Below are 25,525 nucleotides of genomic sequence, written 5' to 3' on the forward strand. Positions count from 1 at the left end.
CCACGCTTCAACCTGATTGCGCTAAAAAGTCAAAAGACAACTTCAGGAAAAGGAATAATCAGTACCGGATTAATGATACTTACTGGGGGATTCACCAAATTGTTTCTTAAAACTTGCAGAAAAATGTGATAGAGTCGTAAATCCGGTCATATCGGCAATTTCCGAAATATTATATTTACCCTCCTTTATCAATTCAGCAGCGCGATTTAGCTTATATATTCTAAAAAAAGCTGCAGGGTTCTCACCTGTCAATCCCTTTACCTTATAATAAAACTTGGAACGCGAAATCTTCATTCTTTCTGTCATCTGCAAAATGTCTAGTTCTGAATTAGATAATTCAGTTTCCATCAAATGATAGAGTTCAGACATGAATACGTTATCATGATGAGAAAGAACATCTTTGTCAATTTTATCTGTCTTTGTTGTAGCAGAGAGTAACAGCTGTACTTTTTCACGATTTATCAATTGTGAATTGACGAGTGCCAGCAGATACGAAGGTTCAAACGGTTTTGTTATGTATGCATCTGCACCTGTATACAATCCCTTTATTTTGTCTTCCAGTGCTGTTTTTGCGGTTACCAATACTACAGGGATGTGGCTGAGTTGTATGTTGTTCTTGATATCTCGACAAAAACTGTATCCATCCTTGTCAGGCATCACCACATCGCTTAAAACCAGATCCGGAGCTTCTTCTAACATTTGCTGATATGCCTTGTCTGCATCAAAATGACGAACTACATTGTAATGTGGTGAGAGAATAGTATGAAGGTAATTAGAGAGTTCGGGATCGTCTTCAACTACGAAAACTGTCTTTTGGGCACGTTGCATCGACAAGTTTTCTACCATGAACGAATCGCTTTGTTCCAACTGGTACCTCTTTGATCCTGTCTCTGTTTCTTGAATGCGTTCACTTTCGGCGTAACATTCTTCGCTCACTGGAATAAGAAGTGTGAAAATAGCACCCTGACCATCGCTTTTGTTTTCAGCTTTTAAATAGCCATGATGTAGTTCAGTCAAGCTACGAGCATGATACAATCCGATTCCGGTACTATAATAATTGCTGTTATCATTATTGTCTGCCTTAAAAGAACGTTCGAATATCTTCTCCTCTTTTCCTTCCGGAATTCCCTTTCCATTGTCAGTAACCGTAAGTTTTGCAAAAAGTGTTGCCTGATTATCCGGTCTCATTTCAAACAACAATTCTGCTTCGCGACGGCTTATTATGTCAAAATCAACAGCAATGACACCACCGGAAGGAGTGAATTTCACTGCATTGGAAAGCAGATTCCCCAAAATCTTGTCCATTTTGTCTTCATCGACCCACATTTCATAACGGTCTTCGAGTCCTTCAACCCGCAAATCAACACCCTTGCTTTGTGTGTTGATACGAAACACATCTATTATGTGAGATAACTGTTCAGTTACGTCTTTTAATTTCACTTTAAGTTTTAATGTGTCATTCTCAAGCATATGGAAATCCATCATCTGGTTAACCAACTGAAGCATACGTGTCACACTGCGTTTTACAATGCCAAGCAATGCTCTCTCGTTTTGAGGGATGTTTGTGTTTTCGTAAAGTTGAGATATGGGGCCGGCAATCATGGTGAGTGGGGTGCGAAACTCGTGTGATACATTCGTAAAGAAACGCATATTCATTTGATTGGTTCGCTGCTCATGTTCTTTCTCTTTTTCAGCCAAAAAAGCAACTTCTTTTTCTTTTCGGATTCTCCACAAACCACGGAAAACAAGTATAATTACCGAACTAGCTATGAGGATATAAAGGGTCCATGCCCACCATGTAAGCCAAGGGGCAGGTTCAACAATGATACGGATAGTCTCCTGTGTCTCGGCAATACTCTGATCGTTGTCGGCAATCCGAATTGAAAAGTTGTACTTGCCGGCAGGTAAATTAGCATAGTAGGCTTCCCGGTTATTATTCGCATCCACCCAATATTTATCAAATCCCTCGAGTTTATAGTAATAATTAACTCTTTTGAATTTGCTGTAATCCAGTGCGGCATAAGAGATACTAAATCCGTTCTGGTAATGTCGCAAGCGGATATCCGGTTTAAAGGAAAGGTGCTTTGTTATGTTGGCGTCATTATCTTGTGGATGTATCAAAACATTATGTACTTTTAAATTTTCAAAAAGCAGAGGGATCTTTCGTTTTTCAGGTAAGTCTATTGGATCGAAGAAAGTTAGGCCATGAGTTCCGCCGAACACTAATGTTCCGTTTGAAAGAATACAGGATGATCTTTCTATAAACTGGTTACCTCCTATGCCTGAGGAGGCGAAGTAGTTTGTGAAACTATTGGTGTCTCTGTTATAGTGACCTAGACCGTATTCAGTCCCCACCCACAGATTTCCGTGTACATCTTCTTCAATTGAAACGATATCCATACAGGGTGTTCCGGGGACGGGCTCTAGACGACCTCTGTCCGGGTAGTAACGAAGAATACCATTGGTTTTGGTACCAATCCAAATCTGGCCACGACTATCTTCGAAAAGCACGTTTGTAATAAGTACTGAGCGTGGAATGCTCTGTTTCCATTCTTTTTCATCAAAATTAATGGTTTCAACTTCGCGACTTTTAGGCTCTATCATTTTGGGCCTATGATAAAAGGGTGATGCCATGATTTTGCCATTTCGTAATATAATAAAACCTGAAACGAAATTGAAGAATGGCTGAAACACCTGTAAAGGTTCGAATTCTGTTTCGCCCTTTTTAAGTGAATAGACATATTCTGAAGTAGTGCTAATCCAAATGGTACCATCATCGTCTTGTGTGAACACATGCGGGCCTTGAATCTGAAATGATCTCTGTAAAGTCAGCCTATTCCCATCGAGTTTGCATTGACATACCCAATTAGACTCACTTGAAGCCAACCAAATGTCTCCCTCGTCATCTAAAAACATCGAACTGATCACTGCTTCGCCTTTTTTGTCCGATACGGCTGAGTTTAATAAAGAGGATATATCCAGGTTTTGGATCCTTTTCTCACCCAAATTATAGATATAGAGCCCATTCATTTTTGTCAATAACCAAAGATTACGATCATCATCCTCAGCCAACGCCAACACAGGCTTATTGCGAAAATATTCACTTAAGAAATTGTCATTATTAAACCGTTCCTTGTAACTGTTTCGAGTTGAAAAGCCTTGATCGTCAGTTCCTAACCAAAGGTTGTTTTGAGAGTCAACAAACAGAGTGCTGATTTGATCATCTGTTCCCGAAAATGGAAATCCGCTTTCATTCTGATGGAAAAGAGTTTGCTCTCCCCGATTATAGACAAACAAGCCGTGATTATCAGTTGCAATTACCAGAGTACCGGAATTAATAGAGTATATTTTTCGAACAGAACTCAGTTTAAACAGAGGGTGATTAGTAATACATGGTGGCGTATGAACAAAACGGCGCGTACGAGTATCAAAAATTGCGACTTTCCCATCCCCTGAAATCCACAGTTCGTTATTTCTCCACAGGTACGAAGTTTGAACATTAAAATCCATAGTTATCGAATCCTCCAACTTTAAAGTTTTAGAATTGTATCTATTTATAGTCCTGTCGTTAACAGACCACAGGTCATTACCGGCGTCTGAAAAAAAATTCATAGAAAGATGAGGGGTATCGTATTGCTTAAACTCATCGAAGCTGTCAGTATCGGGATTGTAAATAGCTAACGAAAAATAAAAGTTGAGAAGGATCTGTCCATCCCGAGTTTCAATTAGTTGTTGTCCATTTTGGTTACTTTGTTTAATGGGTATACGGTGGAAATTATCTTTTTCAGTATAGCGGCAGACGCCGTTAACGGTCGCTATCCACAGACGCTTTTTTGAGTCGAGTAAAATATCGGTAATTTGGTTATCAGGCAAACCTAACGAATCATCGGTGCTGAAATATTGATAAAACTCATTTCCGTCGTATTTATTTAGTCCTCTGGAAGTACCTATCCATATATGCCCATGTCTATCTTCGGCAAAAGCAGTAATCTTTTGACTGGAAATGTCACTCGCAATAATTGGACTTTCAACATTCGATAATTCATTAAAGCTTTTTTTATTTTCGCAAGCAACAAGAAGTATTAATAGTAAGGTGATGACAAGATTACGCATGATAAATATTAAAAGTTGTGAATTAAAAATAAGTGGTCATTATCCAATGTATTAGCCAAAAATACACAATTAAATGCTCTTTTCCAAAGACGAAAAAAATTATTTTCTATTTCTGAGACAGCGAAATGTTAAGGAATACCAAATAAATGCATTTTTACACAAATTTGATAATTTTTGGACAAAAACGAAAGTCGATTTGGACAAATAAGAAACTCTTTTAAACATATCAAAAAGAGTTTTCACATAAAGCGCCCTAATTTTGCACATACACAAACAGCCATGATTTAATATGTGGATATATCTTGTATCAATTATTGCTTTCATCTTATCGTCGTTCTTATTATGCGTCAACAATACTTCTGTTAGAGTTGTGGATGAGACCCAATGTGAAATTATGACATCGGAAAACTCAACAGTAGTAAATACAGAATCAGGAGAAGTAGCAGGATATATAGAAAAGGGAGTTTACATATATAAAGGAATTCCATACGCTCAGGCAGAACGATTCATGCCTCCCATAGCAGTTAACAAGTGGGAAGGAGTTCGAAGTAGTCGTTCATACGGTCCTACATGCCCACAGGCAAAACGAACAGGCTGGCTTAATGATGAACAAGCTTTTGCGTTCGACTGGGACGATGGGTATGCTGATGAGGATTGTATGCGCATAAATATCTGGACGCCTGGCATTAACGATTATAAAAAACGTCCTGTGATGGTTTGGCTCCATGGCGGAGGATACTCTGCCGGATCAGGACAGGAGCTCCCTTCTTACGATGGAACTAATCTCGCCGGTGACGGAGACGTTGTTGTGGTTACCTTGAATCACCGCCTCAATGTGCTCGGCTTTCTTGATCTTTCGGCATATGGCGAAAAATTCAAAGAATCAGGGAATGTTGGACTACTCGATATTGTAGCTGCACTTCAGTGGGTAAACAGGAATATATCATATTTTGGAGGTGATGCCTCAAATGTTACCATTTTTGGACAATCCGGCGGTGGTGGTAAAGTGTCCACTTTGCTTGCCACACCATCAGCAAAAGGATTATTTCATAAGGCTATTATTCAAAGCGGAGCCATGCTGCGTACAATGGAAGCCAAATGGTCGCGCCGGATTGGTACGGCAGTAATGAGGGAATTAGGGTTGAATTCATCAGAAATTGATGTGTTACAACAACTGCCTTATGACAAGTTGTTGGCTGCCGGCGACAGGGCTGTAACAGAGGTGAGGCGGGAAGCTGAAAAAGAAGGTCACTCTGCTTTTATATTTGGATGGGCTCCAACCGTTGACGATAATGTACTGCCTTCACAACCGTTCAGTTCCCGGGCACCCGATCAAAGTAAGGAAATTCCCGTTTTGTTAGGTTCTAATCTCCATGAATTTTGTAAGAGCACATATGTGCCATCTCTGCGCAATATTACACGTGAGCAGGCTGTTGAGCGCATAAGACAGAAATACGGTGAGCGTGTTGATGAATTTCTCCGGGCATTTGAGAAGGCCTACTCAAATTATAAACCGCAGGACCTGATTGATATTGATTTTCTTTTTCGGCCAAACACCGTAGAACTGGCAAATATTAAATCTGCTCAAGGTGGTGCACCGGTTTATATGTATTTTTTTACTTGGGAATCTCCTGTGTTGGACGGTAGTCTTCGATCTCTGCACTGTATGGAACTACCTTTCGTATTTGATAATGTACAAAAAGCACGACATATGACAGGTGGAGGAGCAGAAGCACAATTGTTGGCTGAGCGGATGAGTGGTGCCTGGCTTAGCTTCGCTCATACAGGTAATCCAAATACCGAAGATCTACCCGATTGGGAACGATATACACCAGAAGAGGGCGTAACGATGTTTTTTGATAATACCTGTGAAGTAAAATATAACCATGACAAGGAACTATTGGACATTGTCAGGTTATTTCCTCAAAATGACTTTTAATTAAAAAAGCAATTATGCGATTAACTATCTAATAAACAAAACAAAATGAAGAATGAAGATTTATTGAAGAGACTAATGATGACGATGCTCTCCTTGATGATTTCCGTTCCGTTATTATTGGCACAAAGGTCAGTACAAGTGAGAGGTAAGGTTGTGGATAACAAAAATGAGCCAATTATTGGTGCGAGTGTGCTTGAGAAGGATACAAATAATGGTGTTGTTACCGATATTGACGGTAATTATCAATTATCTGTTCAGCAAGGAGCTACATTGATGTTTTCTTATATTGGTTACGTTTCTCAAGAACACCTTGTAAGTGGTGCAACGTTGAATATTGTTATGGAAGAAGATGTGCAGTCTTTGGATGAAGTGGTTGTAATAGGGTATGGCGTACAAAGAAAAAGCTCACTGACCGGCGCCGTTTCTTCTGTGAAATCCGAAGATATGGAAGCTCGTACAATCACTCGTCCCGAGCAGGCTTTGCAAGGTAAAACGGCAGGAGTGCAGGTGCTTAGTGCTTCTGCAAGACCGGGAGCATCGCCACAGGTGAGAATTCGCGGCATCAGCTCCAATGGTCCAAGCGATCCATTGTATGTGGTAGATGGGCGGATAGCTGCCAATATTGGAGGGATCGATCCGAATGACATTGAGTCAATGGAAGTACTTAAGGATGGTGCTTCTGCTGCTATCTATGGTGCTGCCGCCGGAAATGGTGTTGTCCTGATCACCACTAAAAAAGGGAAAGGTAGCGGAAAAATAACCTATAATTTTCAGAATACTTCGCAGAGTCTTGGAAAAATACCTGAAGTAATGAATGCCCAACAGTACAAGGATTATTTCATTGAAGCCGGTAAGATTACAGAAGGTGCATTCGATATTAATTGGGATGGTGTTACTGACACCGACTGGACTGATGTTGCTTTTGAAAAAAGTTCCATGATACGTCACGGCGTTACTTTCCAAGGAGGTAGTGACAAGGGGGCTTTCTACCTGTCTCTTTCAGATCTGAAGAATAACGGCATGGTGATTGGTGATGCGGATATTTACGAGCGCCTGACCGGTATGATTAATGCTAGCTGGAAGATTAAACCGTGGCTGGAGGTTGGATCGAATAACCAGATAGAGCATTATAAAGCTGAATCCGTAGCAGAAGGATCTGAGTATGGTAGTTTACTTTTATCAGTTTTACAGCTGGATCCTTTGACAAAACCGCTATATCCCATAGACAACCTGCCCGAACATATGTCGAATATTTACGCTTTGCATCCTAATATGTTAGGCGATGGTCATGGAAATCTTTATGGTGTTTCCGCATTCACCGGCAATGCAGAAGCTATCAATCCATTTGTCATGCGAGATCGTTCATTCACTAAAAGTAGAGGTTATAATATAAACGGTACAACTTATTTTAATTTTACACCTATTAATCCTTTAACAATTACCTCGCGTTTGGGCTATCGTCTCTCTTCCTCATCCTCTTATGGCGTTAGTCACGACTATTATTATCACGGCACTGCCAAGCAAGACTATATCCAGGTAAATGCCTCTGACAATAGCCCGACGTACTGGCAATGGGAAAACTTTATGAATTATAACCATGCGTTTGGTAAGAATTTGACAACCCTGATGCTTGGTACATCATACAGCGAAAGCCGCAGCTTCGGAGTTAGTGGTGATAAAAGAGGTGATGATCAGAATATTGGTTTCTTACAAGACGACCCGCTCTTTTGGTACTTTGCTTACGCAAATTCAGATGCTGCAAAGGATGTTTCGGGAGGTGAAGAGAATTATATTCGCAAACTGGCTTATTTCGGGCGACTAAACTATGATTACGAAGGTAAGTACTTAGCACAGGTTTCACTTAGAGCAGATGCGGCAGACCTTTCAGTGTTGCCAAAGAACATGCGTTGGGGGTATTTCCCCGCAGCTTCTTTGGGTTGGGTTATTTCTCAGGAAAAGTTTATGCAAGGCACACAGAAATGGATGTCTCATTTAAAACTTCGTACCAGTTGGGGGCAAAACGGATCTACAGCATCACTTGGTGGATATCGATGGAATGTTTCGGTTGTTCCAAGTGGTCATTTAGCTGTGGGTGAAAATGACGATTTTCATTACGTGAATGGTTATGCTCCGTCTGCTACCGGAAATGAATATCTGAAATGGGAAACATCTGAACAGACTAATATCGGAATTGACGCTCGATTTTTCAATAATCGCCTGTCAGTATCAGCAGATTATTTTAACAAGGAAACCAAAGACTTAATTGTGTCGGGAATTAAAGCATCCACTGTTGTTGGTAATACTTTTTCACCTGTAAACGCCGGCAATATTACCAACAAAGGATTTGAACTGGAAATTGGTTGGCAAGAACATATTGGCGATTTCTCATACGGTATAAGAGGCAATATTGCAACATTAAAAAACAAAGTAACCTATATTCACGAATCTCTAGCTGCCATTGATGGGGCAACCTTGGTGACATATGGTGCCATCACCCGTTTTGAGGTAGGCAAACCAGCCTGGTATTTTTACGGTTATGAATTTGAAGGCGTTGATAAGGAAACAGGAGAACCACTGTTCAAGGATATGGACGGAGACAATGTCATCACTGATAATGATAAGACTGAAATTGGAAAAGGAATGGCAGATTTAACATACGGTGTTACCTTGACTGCGGGTTGGAAGAACTTCGATTTTATCATGTTTGGCACCGGCTCATATGGTAACGATATTTATATCGGTTTAAATCGGGTTGACTATAACCTGAATCAACTCACATATTTTACTGAGAATCGTTGGACAAAAAACAATCCCAATGGCATTACTCCAAGAGCTTACGCAACTGATTATACTAAATTTATGACTTCGTCGGGATCGGTTTTCGATGGATCCTACTTTAAGATTAAGCAAATTCAGTTCGGATATTCCGTTCCAAAAGATTTACTAAAAAAGGTAGCTGTTGAGAACTTACGCCTGTATGGTTCATTAGAAGATTATTTTACTTTTACCGAATATCCCGGTTTTGACCCCGAGGTAACAGGTGTAGGCAGCGGATTGGGAGTAGATAAAGGAAGCTATCCCAATTCAAAGAAAGTGGTTTTGGGATTAACTGTTACATTCTAATTATTTTTTCTATAAATAAGCAAACAAGATGGAAAATAAAAAATTATCTTTAATAGTAGGAAGTTTACTCATATTGAGTCTAACTACTTGTGAAGACAACCTTGATATACCTCAGAAAGGCGTTCTTGATTATTCATTCTATTACCAGACAGATGAGCACGCTGAGGCAGCATCCAATGCACTTTATATTCAGTTAAAAGGGACGTATTATAATTATACAATGTTAAAGAATGCGCTCTCCGATGATGTGTGGGCTGGTGGCGGAGGACGAAATGATAATGCTGAACTGGAAAGCTGCAACGAATTTTCATTCGGTTCAGATCAGAGTTTTATTCGCGGTGTATGGGAGAGTTATTATAGTTTGATATATAAGGCCAATGTAATTTTGGGTCGTATTGAGCCGGACTCCGACATCAAAAAGATGGCCCATGCCGAAGCAAAATTCTTCCGTGCTTTCGCCTATTTCGACTTAATCTCAATGTGGGGTGAAGTGCCGTTGGTAGATCGTGAACTAAATCCTGATGAGTATCAGATGCCCAAGTCACCAAAGGAAGAACTTTGGGCATTCGTTGAAAAGGACTTGACCGAGGCTATTGGCTCAGGATATTTGCAAGAAAAAAAGGATGTGAACGATAAGACGACATGGCGTATCACAAAACAGGTGGCTCAGACAATGCTTGGCAAGGCATATTTATGGCAGGAGAAATATGCGGATGCTGCCAGAGTATTGAATGAAGTACGAAAAAGCGGAAAATATGCCCTTTACAAAGGAAATTATGAAGACCTTCTCACATATAAAGCTGAAAGATCCACTGAAAGTATGTTGGAGAGTAATCGTATTCTTGACACAAGTAATCCTTTCGATGAGTTTGGCTTCTTCAATGTGATGAATCACTGGCGTATGGATAATTTGGAAGCAACTTCTCCAAAATTTAATGATTACAAAGACACGGGCTGGGGGTTTATGGTGCCTCAAAAGAATTTATACGACGCATTTGTCGCAGAAGAGGGAGTTAATGGATATCGTCTGAATCACACATTGAAAACTTATGCTCAGATGAACGACTTAGGTGTAAAATTACAAAAAGGGAAAACCATTATAAATGAAGGCGTTTTCATGTGGAAGCGTCGCTTTACATCTGCAGAAGCGCCTATTACGTTCTGGTGTTCTTTCAATAACTACCGCTGGATACGCTATGCGGAAGTCCTGTTGCTTGCTGCCGAGGCAAATTTAATGGCAGGAAATCAATCAGAGGCTAATGCCTGTCTGAACGAGGTTCGTACTCGTGCCAGATTACCGTTTAAGATTGCCAATCTGGATGCCATCAAGTTGGAGAAACGATTGGAGCTATGCAGTGAGTATACAAGATATCAGGACATTATACGTTGGAAGGATGCTGAAAGTTTATTGAAAAATCAAGGTGCTGTAACGCCTTTACTAACAAACAAGGCTACCTCGTTAAGTGAACCCGACAATGTGGTAGTTGAATACAAACAGTACAATACCGATCCGAATCGTTATGGCTTCAAAGCCAGACACAACCTTTTACCCATTCCCGCAACCGAGATTCGTCTGAATCCCAATATGGTTCAGAATGAAGGGTGGTAATGAGCAAAATAAAATGAAAAAACAAATTAGTCGTATGAAACCTTGTTTTATTATCTTTCTGGCCATGCTATTTAGCCAGGCAAATATTATTACACAACAGATCACACTTAATAAAAACAATATTGATGAGATTGTTAAAGTAATGACGTTGGAGGAAAAAGTCCGAATGGTAATTGGTTGTGGCATGCCTATGGGTGGTGATGCTAAATTCCCCGGAACCGCAGGACGTACCTATGAGATTCCCCGTCTTGGTATTCCATCGGTTTATTTTGCCGATGGACCTCATCGTTTGGCTATGAGCGTTCGACGCGATTTCGATAGCCGGTTCTATTATACCACTGAATTTCCTTCAGGCACAACAGTAGCCGCTACCTTTAATCCCGATGTAGCATTTAAGGTAGGCGAAGCTCTTGGTACCGAAGTAAAAGATTATGGGATGGATGTGCTATTAGCTCCCGGTGTGAATCTGATGAGAAATGTTCTCAACGGACGCAATCACGAGTATTATTCCGAAGATCCTTTATTGACCGGTAAAATTGCAGCCGGCTTCATTAATGGGGTTCAAAGTAAAGGTGTAGGCACCAGTATTAAGCACTTTGCTGTAAATAGTCAGGAGACAAACCGCAATAACAACGATTCCCGACTTGACCAACGAACATTGAGAGAACTGTATCTTAAAGGTTTTGAAATTGCGGTTAAAGAATCCCAGCCGTGGACAGTCATGACAGCTTATAATAAGGTCAATGGAAAGTATACGAGCGAGGATAAAGGATTAACAACTGATATCTTAAGAGATGAATGGGGGTTCAAAGGTCTGGTAATGTCAGACTGGAATGCCGGACAAGATGCAGTTGCCTCAATGAATGCAGGAAATGATATGTTACAGCCAGGGCAAGACCGTCAGTTTAAGTCAATATATGATGCTGTTAAGAATGGGATTTTAGACGAGGAAATTTTAGACAGGAACGTGAAGCGCGTGCTTGAGCTGGTAGTTAAATGTCATAGCTTTAATAACTATAACTATCCCAACGAAACAGACCTTAAAGCACATGCTACTGTTTCAAGGCAGGCTGGCTCAGAGGGGATCGTTTTGCTGGCCAACAATGGTGTTCTTCCAATAGATAAAAAAATCAATCAGATTGCACTCTATGGTACAACATCTTACGATATGGTGCCGGCAGGAATGGGTTTCGGAAGTACCGGTTTTGGGCGATATACTGTTTCCATGGTTGAAGGTCTTCGAAAGGCTTCCTACACGGTAGATAAAAAATTAACTCAGCAATATCAAAAACATCTACAAGAAGAGCAAAAAAGATTATTTCCCAATGGTCGCCCTTCTTTTTCTTTTACTCCGCCACCCCGAGCGGATGAATTTCTTCCCACTGCTGCAGAAATGGCGGCACAAGTCAAGCTAAACGATCTGGCGATTCTTACAATCGGGCGTACCAGCGGTGAAGCAAAAGACCGACATGCCAACGAATTTTATCTTACCAAAAATGAAAACGCCCTACTAAAACAGGTATCGGATGCCTATCATGCTGCCGGAAAGAAAGTGGTTGTAATTCTCAACATCTGCAGTCCTGTTGAAACTGCATCATGGAAATCAATGGCGGACGCAATCATCTGTGCCTTTCAACCGGGGCAGGAGGTTGGTCATTGTGTTACTGATGTGTTGACAGGAGAGGTCAATCCATCGGGTAAACTTCCGGTTACGTTTGCCTTGAAGTATGGAGACGCCCCTTCTGATAACAATTTTCCCTTTGATTACGAGTTCAAAATGCCTTCATTTATGATGGGTAGCGGCATGAATGTGCAACGTGATCAGAAGGAAGTTAAACCGAAAGAATCGGAACGCAATGTGGATTTCACTAATTATGAGGAAGGTATTTATGTTGGGTACCGTTATTTTGATACGTTTAACAAAGAAGTTTCATATCCGTTTGGTTTTGGACTCTCTTATACTACATTTGACTATGAAGTAATTAGTTCGTCTATCCTGAACGAGAACTGCGAAGTAAAAGTGAAGGTTACTAATAGTGGACAAGTAGCAGGTAAAGAAGCTGTTCAGCTCTATGTGAAAGCACCCGGAAAAGATTTGAATAAACCTTCGAAAGAACTGAAAGCATTGGCTAAAACGAAAGAATTAAAACCTGGTGAAAGTGAAGTTGTGACGTTAAGATGGAAGCTGATGGATATGTCATCGTTTAATGTAAAAACAAGTTCATGGGTATTGGAAAAAGGAACATACCAATGGCTGGTATCTGCCTCATCAACTGACGTGAGATGTTTTGTGGATCAGGATGTTGCGCAAGTAAAGACGATAGAGGCACACGATGTCATGGCTCCTCTAGCAGAAATCAAAACAATTCGATAATTAAGAGAGAAGCAATTAAAGCCTCTCAACTTAATCTGAAACAAGAATAAATTATCTTTGAATATGTAAATTCATCAAATTGACCACATTTTATTTAGAAACCGTTTTGAATTGATTGACTTCATTTGATTTATAGAAAATCTAAAAAATAATAATATGAAATCGTCAAAGATTCCATGTGACCATAATGTAAAAATAATATATAAACACATGAAACGAACTGTTTTTTTAACATTGCTATTTAGCATGGCTCTTATTACTTCGGTACAAATCGCTTGAGCGCCGCAGAGTAAAGTGGAGACTAAAGTGATTCAAAGTAAAGTATTGAATGCTGAGCGGGAGTATAGCATTTTTTTACCTGTTTCTTATGATCAGGAGCCAAACAGAAAATATCCTATTCTTTATCTCCTTCACGGTATGATGGATACCAACAAGGGTTGGTATGAGCGATGGCATGTAAAAGATGTTATGAATCAGCTAGTTGCCTCAGGTGAGGCCGTAGAAATGATTATTGTAACTCCAAATGCAGGAGGAAATATTTATGAAGGCGCCTGGAATGGCTATTTCGATATGCCTGGCTGGGCATACGAAACCTTCTTCTTTACTGAATTCCTCCCTTTCATAGAATCCACTTACCGGGTGGTCGGAGACAAGGAAAACAGGGCTATTGCAGGATTGTCAATGGGCGGGGGTGGAACTACGGTTTATGGGCAAAAGCACCCTGATATGTTCAACTCGGTATACGCTATGAGTGCCCTAATGAATATACCTGAACAAGATGCTGCTCCATCTCAAAGCCCTGATGATAAGATGGCTATCCTTACAAAATCGGTACAGGAGAATAGCGCTGTCCGCTTCGTAGAAGACGCGGACGCAGACCGGGTAAAACACTTGCAAACGCTGAATTGGTTTATGAACTGTGGTGACGATGACTTCTTGCTCGACCGAAATATCGAGCTCAATCAGGCAATGCGTAAAAAACAAATTAAGCACGAATTCCGGATACGCGACGGAGCACACACATGGGAATACTGGAACTCAGCGATGTATATATGCATACCACATGTTTCACGGAACTTCGGGAAGTAATTAATTGAAACTATTGCAACATTGCACAACGAAATACCAATATATAAATTTTTAAACTTTTGAATATGAAACGATTAACTATTCTGACAGTCATGCTGCTTATGGCTGTGACATCATTTTCACAGCAAGCTCTTTGGGGAGGACAAGCTATTGTTTCTCCTGAGATTCATGAAAACAACACCGTGACCTTCCGGTTGAGAGCGCCGAAGGCTGTGAAGGTTGAAGTAACCGGTGACTTCTTGCCACCTCAACCAACTGAAACCCCTTTTGGAAAATATGATTTGCCCGGTACAGCTCAATTGAAAGAGGGTGAAGGTGGAGTTTGGGAATATACAACTCCTGCTCCGTTGGCCTCTGAACTTTACAGTTATACATTCATTGTTGATGGTTTGCGCATCAATGACCCTGCAAATGTGTCCATGATTCGTGACGTAGCATCGGTAACGAATGTGTTTATCATACCTGGAAATCCGGGTGATCTCTATAGCATCAAAGATGTTAAGCACGGTAGTGTTGTACGGAGATGGTATGACAGTCCGACATTAAAAGAACAGCGTCGTATAACTATTTATACTCCTCCTGGATATGAAGGCAATAATCAAACTTACCCCGTGTTTTATCTTCTTCATGGTTCGGGTGGCGATGAAGAAGCTTGGATTGCTTTAGGACGAACTGCCCAAATAATGGATAATTTGATTGATCAGGGAAAGGTTAAACCCATGATTGTTGTTATGCCAAACGGACATACACAGAATACAGCTGCACCAGGTGAAACTAATCGTAATTATTTACCCGCTATGGGAGGTGGCTCACGTCAGGCTGTTGCCAGTATGGAAGATAGTTTTGGTGACATAATAAAATTCGTTGAAAGTAATTATCGTGTTAAGAAGGACAAAGCTAACCGTGCTATCGCTGGTTTATCTATGGGAGGAATGCATTCTGCTGCTATCTCAGCTCAATATCCGAATACTTATAATTACGTAGGTGTATTCTCTGCACCTCCTATTGCAACCATGATGGCTCGTAACAACGAGGACGTAGCTAAAAACACTGAGGAGTTTGTAAAAAAACTACAAACTCAGCAAAAGAATGGATTCAATCTGTACTGGATTGCCTGCGGTGATACAGACTTTTTGTACCAAAGTGTTATCGACAGTATGAAAAAGATGGATGAAATTGGATTCAAATACATTTATCGCGAGAGCGGTGAAGGGCATATTTGGAAAAACTGGCGGATTTATTTGTCAGAGTTTGCACCAATGTTATTTAAATAACAAAGTCATGAAGAAAATCATTTTTTTATCACTTGCCATTTTCTTATGCTCTACTTTAGTACCAGCACAAGAGCTTGCTAATTTTGTGAATAGTAAACCGATAATTTCACCTGAAATATCAGGCAACGAAGTAATCTTTCGCATAAAGGCGGCAAAAGCCAGGGATGTAAAGTTATATGGCTCATGGATGGCAAATTATACCGACAGGCAGGATTTGACAGAAAAAGAAAATGGCATCTGGGAAGTAACCTTGCCTACACCAGATCCTGAGATCTATACTTATCACTTCATTGTAGATGGAGTAGTGATGAGCGATGCCAGTAATATATTGATGCAGCGTGATGGTACCCGCTACCTTAGCATGTTGCTTATAGACGGACCAAGATCAGCAAATTACAAAGAAGCTGAAAAAAGAGGCAATCTTACGAAAGTATGGTATGATTCTCCAACGTTAAAAATGAACAGAAGAATGTATGTATATACTCCGCACGGTTATGAAAAAAGTAAACAGAAGTATCCTGTACTTTATTTACTTCACGGTGGAGGTGGAGATGAAGATGCCTGGTCGAATATGGGACGTGCTTGCCAGATATTAGATAATCTGATAGAACAAGGTAAAGCAAAGCCGATGATAGTGGTTATGCCTAATGGCAATCCGGGTCAGCAGGCGGCAAAGCCTTTAATGCTTGCCGAGAATGCCTTTGATTATCGTGACCCCTCTACTGCTAACCTATATATACATAGTCTGGCAAACGACATTGTTCCTTTTATTGAAAGGAATTACCGGGTTATATCCAGGCCCGGTTCTCGTGCAGTATCAGGACTATCAATGGGTGGTGGACACACAATGAATATTGCAAATAATTATCCGGGTATGTTTGGTTACATTGCTCCCATGAGCATGGGAATAAGGGAAGGACAAGATATAGATAATCAGCTGCAGGCTTTGAAAAAAGCGGGTTATAAATTATATTGGCTGGCATGTGGTGATGCAGATTTCGCTTATCCGGGAGCAAAACTCCTTCATGAAGCTTTAGACAGAAATGGATTGAAACACACTTTTCATGTTACGGGGGGTGGACACACTTGGTCAAACTGGCGGGATTATCTGAATACTTTGGCTCCAATGCTGTTTAAATGATTATTTAAAGTTATTATGAATCAAAAAAACATACTAATAACAATTTTAACTTTTACATTATTTTTTGTTGCTTGTACAGAAAAGACTCCTCAAATGGGTAAAGCATCTGTTGATAAAGTTGTGGAGGCTATGACTTTGGAAGAGAAAGCCAAATTGTTAGTCGGAACTGGAATGGCAGGTTTTTCAGGTGAAACAACTGTCGTGGGTAAGACGGAGCAACTTGTTCCCGGTGCTGCAGGTACAACTTATGCAATTCCCCGTTTAGGTATACCCGCTACTGTATTGGCTGACGGGCCCGCAGGTTTACGGATTACTCCTATTCGGGAAGGCGATGAGCAAACCTATTTTTGTACTGCTTTTCCTGTTGCAACAACCTTAGCTGCCACTTGGAATACTGAATTGGTAGAGAGTGTAGGCAAGGCTATGGGGAATGAGGTGCTGGAATATGGTGCTGATATTCTCCTTGCACCTGCCCTTAATATCCATCGTAATCCTCTTTGTGGGCGTAACTTCGAATATTATTCGGAAGATCCGGTAGTCTCCGGAAAGATGGCGGCTGCAATGACAAAAGGTATCCAGTCAAATGGTGTTGGTGTTTCATTAAAACACTTTGCTGCCAATAATCAGGAAACCAATCGTATGGGTAATGATAGCCGGATGTCACCACGCGCTTTGCGCGAGATCTATCTTAAAGGCTTTGAGATTGCGGTAAAGGAATCTAATCCCTGGACTATCATGTCTTCTTATAATCGAATTAACGGTACGTATGCTCCTGAAAACTATGAATTATTAACAACAATTCTTCGTGATGAATGGGGGTATAAAGGAGTGGTAATGACTGACTGGTTTGCAGGAAGTGATGTTTCTGCAATGGTGCGTGCTGGTAACGACTTGTTAATGCCCGGTTCCGAAAAACAGTATGATGCAATTGTTGCAGCCATAGAAAAAGGAAGCGTGTCAATGAAGGATGTAGATCGTAACGTGAAGAATATATTGAATATGATTCTTGCAACTCCCCGTTTCAAAGGTTATATTTACTCCAATAAACCTGATCTGAAAGCGAACGCAACCGTAACCCGTCAATCTGCGGCGGAGGGGATGGTTTTACTAAAAAATAACAATACGCTTCCTTTGTTAGCTTCAGTAAAGAATGTAGCTACATACGGCATTTCTTCTTATGATTTTATCTCCGGTGGTACAGGTAGCGGCGATGTCAATGAAGCTTATACCATCTCTTTAGTTGATGGCTTAATAAATGCCGGATATCAATTGAATACACAATTAAAGATTCAATACGAAGAATACATTGCTGCTGAAAATGAAAAGAACAAACCTGACTCAGGCAATCCTATTTCGGCATTCATGCCGAAGGTGCGTCGAGCAGAATTTGTTCCAACATCATCACAGTTGGCTCAGCAGGTAAAGGAGTCAGATGTAGCACTAATCACTATAGGACGCACTTCGGGTGAATTTGTTGATCGAATGATAGAAGGTGATTTTAATCTTACTGCCAATGAAAAGACAATGATTGAAGTTGTATCCCGAGCTTTTCAAGCCGTAGGCAAGAAAACTATAGTTATTCTGAATATTGGGGGCGTTATTGAAACTGCTTCCTGGAAAGATTATCCCGATGCCATATTGATTGCCTGGCAAGCCGGGCAGGAAGGTGGGAATACGGTTGCTGATGTGCTAAGCGGAAAGGTAAACCCATCGGGCAAATTACCTATGACATTTCCTGTTAATTTTATGGATGCTGCATCGTCCGCCAATTTTCCATCGGATCCTGCAGTTATAAAATCAATCGGTCTCAACTTCCCCGGAACTCAGCGTGATGGAAAAGAGCCTTTACGAAATATTGATTATACAAATTACGAGGAAGATATTTTTGTAGGCTATCGTTATTTTGATACCTTTCAAAAAAGTGTGTCGTATCCTTTTGGTTATGGCCTATCTTATACTTCTTTTGAGTACACTAATCCTTTAATAGAGGATATAAAAAATGATTTTATTGTAAGTATAGATATCACAAACACCGGTAGCGTTTCAGGTAAAGAAGTTGTTCAGTTGTATGTGACGGCTCCACAGAATACTGCTTTGCCGAAGCCATCAAAAGAGCTTAAAGCTTTCGTGAAGACAAAAGAATTGAAAGCAGGAGAAACCCAAACCCTGAGAATGAGTGTCGCAAAAGCAGATTTAGCTTCTTTCAATAATAATAAGAGTGCGTGGATCGTGGATTCCGGTAGCTATACTATACTTTTAGGTACATCATCACGAGATATTAAAAAGTCACTGGAGCTGAATATTTCTGCACCGAGCGTAGAGAAAACAAATAATGTACTGCAGTTACAATCTCCAATAACGGTGTTGAAACCATAGTGTTTAGACTACTTGGGGTTACTTGTGTGTTTTCCTGCTTCCGTAATCTTAAGGGTGCAAGTCCCTACCGAGCCCTAATAGTGGGAATCGTTTAGCCAATAGCAAGGGTGTCCATAGTGATGTGTAATCTGAAGGAAGCCGGCGGCAAAAGTCTGGACTGACGAACAGAAACCAGATATAAGGCTAAAGTGTGAAGGTGAGTTTGCAAAACAAAACAAAGCCCAATAACTATTCGGAATCACACATAGTAAATCCGGCAGGTATAAGACGGAAAGATTGCGTTCTTATCCGGGGAGGTCTCACGGACGTGTGGAGATGTTTTTTTGAAGCACGGAGTAACGCTTGTCGTGAGAAGTCAGCCAAGGACATAGTACCCATGTTAATAATATTGGGAAGGGTTGAACCTTAATTAAGCGAGAAGTAAATGAATGTTAGTCGATAATGGAAAGAATGCAGAAAATATTATCTCAAGATAATAACTGCCCTCAAAAGGATAGCACGGAATGCAAAGAATATGGGGGAGTGCAGACTGTTATCGGTATAACTGAAAACCACCTGGTGGAAGTAAGTTTTACTATAGTAAAGTTTATCGCACTTAAGGTACCGCCGTATACCGAACGTCACGTACGGTGGTGTGAGAGGTCGAAAATTAAAGTAGGAGAAAACTACTTTAATTTTCTCCTACTCGATTTCGGATATCTATCTGAGAACATATCCCAATATTCATTTCTCAGGAGGTTAAATTTTATTTTGAGACAGCCTCTTTTCCTTGCTTTAAACTAAATTCAATCTGACATTCAGCACACATTTAATATCCCGGATTCTGGTAATAAGCGCCACCGCCTTCCAACGCCTGAGTAAAACCGGTCGGGATGGGACGGAGTGCATACTCCGGTTGAAAGAATTTAGCCAAATCGGGATGCGTAGCCTGCAGATAGTTGTTATTCTTTAACATGCCGGTACGTTTCAAATCATAGAATCTGGCATACTCACCACAGAGTTCACGTCCCCGCTCATCAAGTACAGTTCTAATGGTTACCGTCTCGCTGATTGGATTCGCACCCGCTCTGGCACGTACTTTATTGATATAACCATTTGCGTTTGATCCTCCGTTTACATAAATATCAGCTTCTGCAGCAATAAGGTAAATCTCCGCCATTCGCATAATGAACGTTGCATTTAGATTCCCATTTCTGCTTTTACTTGCATTTGCCACGTAGAAATTACTACTGTTGTGCTTGTTCAACGAAGGATAAAAATAATTAAACGGATTCTCAGAAGAGCCATCGGATGTATAATTGCCGGTGGGATTTTGATAGGAATAGGTGGCATTGATATTTTTCTTCACATCATTGTAGACATCCTTGTAGTCCACCACCAGGTATTTCTGATTGAGCTTCGTGGATGCTTCCACCGCATAATCAGGATCCTGCGGCATGATAAATTTGATTCCCAGCTCCCCGGAAGTGATCTGTTCTCCCACCACACTAGCATCACGATCAAATCTACTTACGGTGGAAACGTCCCATTGATAGTTGGTATTAGCTTTCCACTCCGTTGTAAATACTTCATTGAATCGGGGATCAAGCGTTCCATCTTCCTGGACGTAGAGACTCAATAGATGCTGAGTGGGCATAAAGATACCCGATTGATTCCCTTCCCATGATAAACGAAAATCCTGGTTATCTACAAAAGCGCCAAACTGAAACAGGTTGCAACCAAAATATTCGTTGTTGCGATTCATACGATAATTACCATTACTTGATCCGTGGCCATCGCTACCTGCATACCAGCGATGTTTCCAGAGTGCTTCTTTGTTGTTCCAATTGTTAGACTCCTTGAAAACATCTTTATAATCAGGATACATGAATGCATTGTATTGCGCTCCCCCTGCCTCGGCATCATCAATCAGCATCTTTGCATATTTCAGGGCATCAGCTGCATATTTCTTTGTTTCATCATGGGCGATGGTTTGCAAATAGGCTTTAGCCAGGAAACCCAGGGCAGATTTTTTAGTGGGGATCGTCGTAGTTGCATCTGTGCCTTTTCCCAACCATTCAAACGCAAACAACAGATCGGGTATGATAATCTCTTCGTAGACCGTCAAGGGATCTGATCTTTCCGGTTTGAAACTGATTGATTTTGCCGGTTCAGTAATCACGGTTACACCTCCAAACTGTTCCACAGCATTAAAATAGTAAACAGCTCTCAGGAACCGGGCTTCAGCTACCTTCGCATTTCTCTCCTGCTCGGTCTTAAAAGGAACTTTGTCAGCATAAAAGATGGCGGTATTGCAAGAGCCAATACCATCGTATGTTCCATTCCACCAGTTATTGGTGTATGTGGTATTGGGTGCTGCCCCGGCAAAATACCAAAACCATTGCGTCCAGGATGTGGACATATTTCTTTGATAGGTCCATAAATCGGTATCCGCTTCGGTAAGTGTCATCCAATTGTCGGAACCGTAAAAATATCGTTCCATCGCGAAGTAACACTGGTTGATCAATGTCTGGTACCCCTCTTCCGAGGTCGACATCGCCTCCATGGTAAATCCTCCGGGGTTGTATTCATCCAGTGAACAGGATTCAAGAAAATTGAAGGATATAAATAGGATGATATAGAGTATGATTGATTTAAATTTTAGTTTCATTACAGTACATTTTAGGATATTAGAAATTGATATTGATGCCAAATACATATTGTTTATACAATGGAAAAGCATCAGAACCATTTGATTCTGGATCGGTTCCACTAAGCTGTTTATCAAAAGCCAATACGTATGGGTTGTATGCTGTCACATAGAAACGACAATTTTCAATAAATGTCTTTTGCATGATTTTCGCGGGCATAGTATATCCCAAAGTGATATTCTTGATTTTCAGAAAGGAGCCATCACGAATTGTCAGTGCTGTCATGACATCCTGTTCATCGCCACTGCCCGGTACAGGATAGTATGCCTGCTGATTGTTTTCTGTCCAGTAATCAACCCCTCTCGGCTGGTTGGTCATCGTATTCGCTTTGGCGGTATACCAGCCTAACAGATCACTTTGAATGGTTTGCCCCATACGGGCCATTGCAAAGATCGACAGATCCAGATTTCTATACTGGAGACTGTTGTTCAAACCTAACACATAGTCGGGATTGAGATGACCCAGTATCTGTTTATCATCCTGACTATATTTGTGGACACCACCATCGTCCTCCTTTTTAACGGTTGTAATCTTCACCCAACCCGGCTTCACACCATAGGTATCCAAAGTTTCCTGTGGGGTGTCACTGCTCCAGATACCCTCGTATCTGTAATCATAGATTGAGCGGATCGGATATCCCTCAAAGAGGCTCTCTTTGATCAGATCACCTGTAGGGAGTGATGTAATCTGTTCCTCATTCCAAGTGAAAGTGAAATCTGTTTTCCAGTTGAATTCTCTCGATGCAATATTGTGGGCATGCAGGGCCAACTCAATGCCCTTGTTGCTGGTTTCTGCAATATTTTCCCAACTACTGAGCGGCGCCCCCCACCCGGTAATCCCAGCAGTGATAGGCATTGTCCGTTTAAATAAGAGTCCTGTTGTGTGTGTCTTAAAGAGATCCAAAGATCCGCTTATTCTATTTTTAATAAACCCGAAATCAACTCCTAGATTCCAGTTTTTCGATTTTTCCCAACCAAGACTGGGATTGCCATAGGTTCCCGTGTATTGGGTGAATGGCACAATCTTACCGTCGATGGAGATTCCGGAACTTGAGTAAGCGTACACATTGGTGGCTGACCCATATGCACCCACTCCTCCAGAATTTCCGGTAACACCATAGCCGATCCTCAGCTTCAGATTGGTCATCCAATCGAGGGAGGTCATGAATGCTTCATCCGAAACACGCCAGGCAAAAGCGGCTGCGGGGAAGTTGTCCCATTTATGACCTGCCGAAAGCCAGGAGACACCATCCCAGCGATTGGAGAAAGTAAAGAGATACTTACCCTGCAAAGCATAGTTCATGCGAACGGCATAAGACATCTTCTGTGTCTGGTCAAAACCGGACTCCACATGGGGTGAAGTACCCGACATCAACCGCCAGTAGGACCAGGATTCGAGCTGTTGTCCGCTACTGGCCGCCATATTGAATTCATTCTGACTCTTGCTCCAGGATGTCACAAATGTGGCCCCGAGTGTATGGATATCGTTAAATATCCTGTTGAAAGAAGCAATATTTTCCCAAGTATAACTCCTGCCGTAATTGTTGGTGATGGAGGCATGGGGTGAGCCTGCATAGGAGGGACGGTTAGCATTGGCCTGGTTGCCCCAGAACTGACCTGTTCGGGAGTTGTTCAATGTACCGTTGATGACTGTCTTGATACTCAACCCCTCAAGCGGAATGATTTCAATATTCCCGTTCAGGTTTACATAGGTATTTTTGTTGTTGTTCTCAAACTGATAAGGAATAAAATCTCCGAGTGGAGAATACTGGTTCAACGCATACTCATGATTGATGTTGCCGTTTCCATCATATGCATCACCCAACGGGAAAGCGGACAATGATCTGGTAAAGGTATTGTTAACTCCGTTGTTCCTATCGGCATAATTGATATTTGAAGATAGACCTGTTTTCAACCAATTGAAAATCTCATGGTCTACATTGAAACGAAGCAAGTATCTGTTTTGGTTCTCATTCTTCAACAACCCCTTGTCACTGTCAAACGACAGAGAGGTATAGACCCTGGTTTTTTCATTTCCACCGTTAATTGATATATTGGTTTTATGATTTGTAGCGGTATTGCCGGCAGCCTCATCCACCCAATCGATCCATTTTCCCTGATTATAGGCCTGAAGATTTCCTGCATCGGGCAATAGGGTAGAAATATCGGCCGGATACTGGCCATTCTTGTATTTGTATGCCTCTCGCTGGTATTGCAACCATTCACCGCCAATCATACCATAAAAGAATTCCGGCTGACCGCTGAATCCAAAATAGCTATCCAGACTCACGCTTGTTTTACCTTCCTTTCCTCTTTTAGTTGTAATGATGACGACTCCGTTGGCACCGGCAGATCCATATATGGCCGTTGAGGATGCATCCTTAAGCACATCCACACTTTCAATATCCGAAGGATTTACCTGATTATAGCTACCGGGTATGCCATCGATGATGAATAGTGGAGAGTTGTCACCGTAAATAGAACGTGAACCTCTCAGGAGCACATCGACCCCTTGACCTACCCTTCCGCTGGTACGTATGATATCCATACCCGGAATCTTACCGGAGAGAGCTTCCATCACATTGGTGGTAGGAGCAATGGCAATATCTTCCGAACTCATTGAAGTGACAGCGCCTGTGAGGTCTCTTTTTTTTACTGCCCCATATCCAATGACAACCAACTCATCAAGAGTCTCGCTATCCTCTTCCAGTGTCACGCTAATGAATGTTCTCCCATTCACGGGAATTGATTGTTGTTGCATCCCCACATAGGAAACCTCAATGACTCCATTTACCGGAATATCAGATAAGGTAAAATCGCCATTCAGATCTGTGATTGTTCCGATAGTTGTGCCTCTTAACTGAACTGTAACTCCAATCAACGGTTCATTGTGGTTATCCGTAATCTTTCCTCTTAAGGTTAAGTTTTGAGCAAATAATCCCAAGGAGAGAGAAAAAAGAACCAGAGACATTATCCCTCTCATTAATTTTTGATTTTTCATTTCACTGTTTAGTTAGTTTTATTAATGTTATAAACGTTTGTTCTCATAGTTAATTAAATATATTTCATGTCTTGTTTCCTATTCCATCGGCATCACGGTCAATTGTTCCGGATCTATTTTCAGATATTTGATTCGCTCGCGACGCCAGGTATAGACAACGTGGATGTAACCGTCTTTTCCCTGAATTACCGAGGGATAGGAGTACTGGCCCAGGGGGGAATCTTCGGGTACAAGTGCGGCAAACCACTCTTTTCCATCTTTCGACAGGGCAATATTCAAAGGGGTTCTGGGCCCTTTGCCGGTGCCTCCGGGGGGGATCACATGGTTATACACCAGGAGCTGGCGGCCGTCGATCAGCGTCACGGCATCTGTTCCGGAATTGTTGTTGGGAAGACTGGAAAGTGTCATCTCGCTCCAGGTCTCTCCACCATCGTGCGACCATGACTCGGCCAGTTTTCCTTCCCGGGTTCTGCAAAGCATCTGCAGAGAACCATCTTCGTAAGTTAAAATACTTGGCTGGATGGCCCTGATAGCTTTCCCGTCGTTAATGGGGCCCACCTTCCTCCAGGTCTTGCCTTTGTCTTCGGTCATCTCGAAGTGTACTCTCCAGCCGGGGCTTCCCTCGAGGCTGGAGGGACAGATCATCTTGCTGCCCACCATCACCGGCTTGTTCTTTACGGGTCCGATAAAGCCTTCCGGCAGATGCTCCGGCTCAGACCAGGTGATACCGTGATCAAACGAACGTATCAGGTGGCCTGTCCAATCGCTCACCGAACTCCCTATCTTATAAAAGAGCA

At 41.4% G+C, this 25,525-nt stretch carries 12 protein-coding genes; 8 read left to right on the forward strand and 4 right to left on the reverse strand.

What is annotated here, in order from left to right:
• Positions 1-69: 69 nt before the first annotated feature.
• Positions 70-4,113: a hybrid sensor histidine kinase/response regulator transcription factor gene (locus B3Z75_RS07795; RefSeq protein WP_294069647.1), complete on the reverse strand. Its 4,044-nt coding sequence runs from the start codon at positions 4,111-4,113 to the stop codon at positions 70-72.
• Between the two features lie 289 nt (positions 4,114-4,402).
• Here B3Z75_RS07795 and B3Z75_RS07800 point away from each other — a divergent pair, with 289 nt between their 5' ends.
• The 8 genes from B3Z75_RS07800 (at position 4,403) to B3Z75_RS07835 (ending at position 19,038) form a co-directional block, all read left to right on the forward strand.
• Positions 4,403-6,052 (forward strand): carboxylesterase/lipase family protein, encoded by a 1,650-nt coding sequence (locus tag B3Z75_RS07800; protein WP_294069650.1) that lies wholly within the window; start codon positions 4,403-4,405, stop codon positions 6,050-6,052.
• Between the two features lie 45 nt (positions 6,053-6,097).
• Positions 6,098-9,175, forward strand: a complete 3,078-nt coding sequence (locus tag B3Z75_RS07805) for a SusC/RagA family TonB-linked outer membrane protein (protein ID WP_294069653.1) — start codon at positions 6,098-6,100, stop codon at positions 9,173-9,175.
• 28 nt (positions 9,176-9,203) lie between these two features.
• Positions 9,204-10,784, forward strand: coding sequence for a RagB/SusD family nutrient uptake outer membrane protein (locus tag B3Z75_RS07810; RefSeq protein WP_294069656.1), 1,581 nt, complete (start codon positions 9,204-9,206; stop codon positions 10,782-10,784).
• Positions 10,785-10,797: 13 nt separating this feature from the next.
• Entirely contained in the window at positions 10,798-13,158 is a 2,361-nt protein-coding gene (locus B3Z75_RS07815; protein WP_414702881.1) for a glycoside hydrolase family 3 N-terminal domain-containing protein, read from the forward strand.
• 294 nt (positions 13,159-13,452) lie between these two features.
• Positions 13,453-14,247: an alpha/beta hydrolase gene (locus B3Z75_RS07820; RefSeq protein ID WP_414702882.1), complete on the forward strand. Its 795-nt coding sequence runs from the start codon at positions 13,453-13,455 to the stop codon at positions 14,245-14,247.
• 65 nt (positions 14,248-14,312) lie between these two features.
• On the forward strand, positions 14,313-15,521 hold the full coding sequence (locus tag B3Z75_RS07825) for an esterase (protein WP_294069659.1): 1,209 nt from the start codon (positions 14,313-14,315) through the stop codon (positions 15,519-15,521).
• A gap of 7 nt (positions 15,522-15,528) precedes the next feature.
• Complete coding sequence (locus B3Z75_RS07830; protein WP_294069662.1) at positions 15,529-16,662, forward strand: esterase; 1,134 nt, start codon at positions 15,529-15,531, stop codon at positions 16,660-16,662.
• A 15-nt stretch (positions 16,663-16,677) separates the two neighbouring features.
• Complete coding sequence (locus tag B3Z75_RS07835) at positions 16,678-19,038, forward strand: beta-glucosidase (RefSeq protein ID WP_294069665.1); 2,361 nt, start codon at positions 16,678-16,680, stop codon at positions 19,036-19,038.
• 808 nt (positions 19,039-19,846) lie between these two features.
• Here B3Z75_RS07835 and B3Z75_RS07845 read toward each other — a convergent pair.
• The 3 genes from B3Z75_RS07845 to B3Z75_RS07855 form a co-directional block, all read right to left on the reverse strand.
• Positions 19,847-21,688, reverse strand: coding sequence for a RagB/SusD family nutrient uptake outer membrane protein (locus tag B3Z75_RS07845; protein WP_294069668.1), 1,842 nt, complete (start codon positions 21,686-21,688; stop codon positions 19,847-19,849).
• A gap of 19 nt (positions 21,689-21,707) precedes the next feature.
• Positions 21,708-24,710 carry a SusC/RagA family TonB-linked outer membrane protein gene (locus B3Z75_RS07850; protein ID WP_414702883.1) on the reverse strand — a complete coding sequence of 1,001 codons (3,003 nt, stop codon included), beginning with the start codon at positions 24,708-24,710 and terminating at the stop codon, positions 21,708-21,710.
• Between the two features lie 96 nt (positions 24,711-24,806).
• Positions 24,807-25,525, reverse strand: a 719-nt coding sequence (locus B3Z75_RS07855) for a sialidase family protein (RefSeq protein WP_294069673.1), incomplete at its 5' end; no start/stop codon positions are given.

The sequence above is a fragment of the Proteiniphilum sp. UBA1028 genome, assembly GCF_002316955.1.
Taxonomy (GTDB): Bacteria; Bacteroidota; Bacteroidia; order Bacteroidales; family Dysgonomonadaceae; genus Proteiniphilum.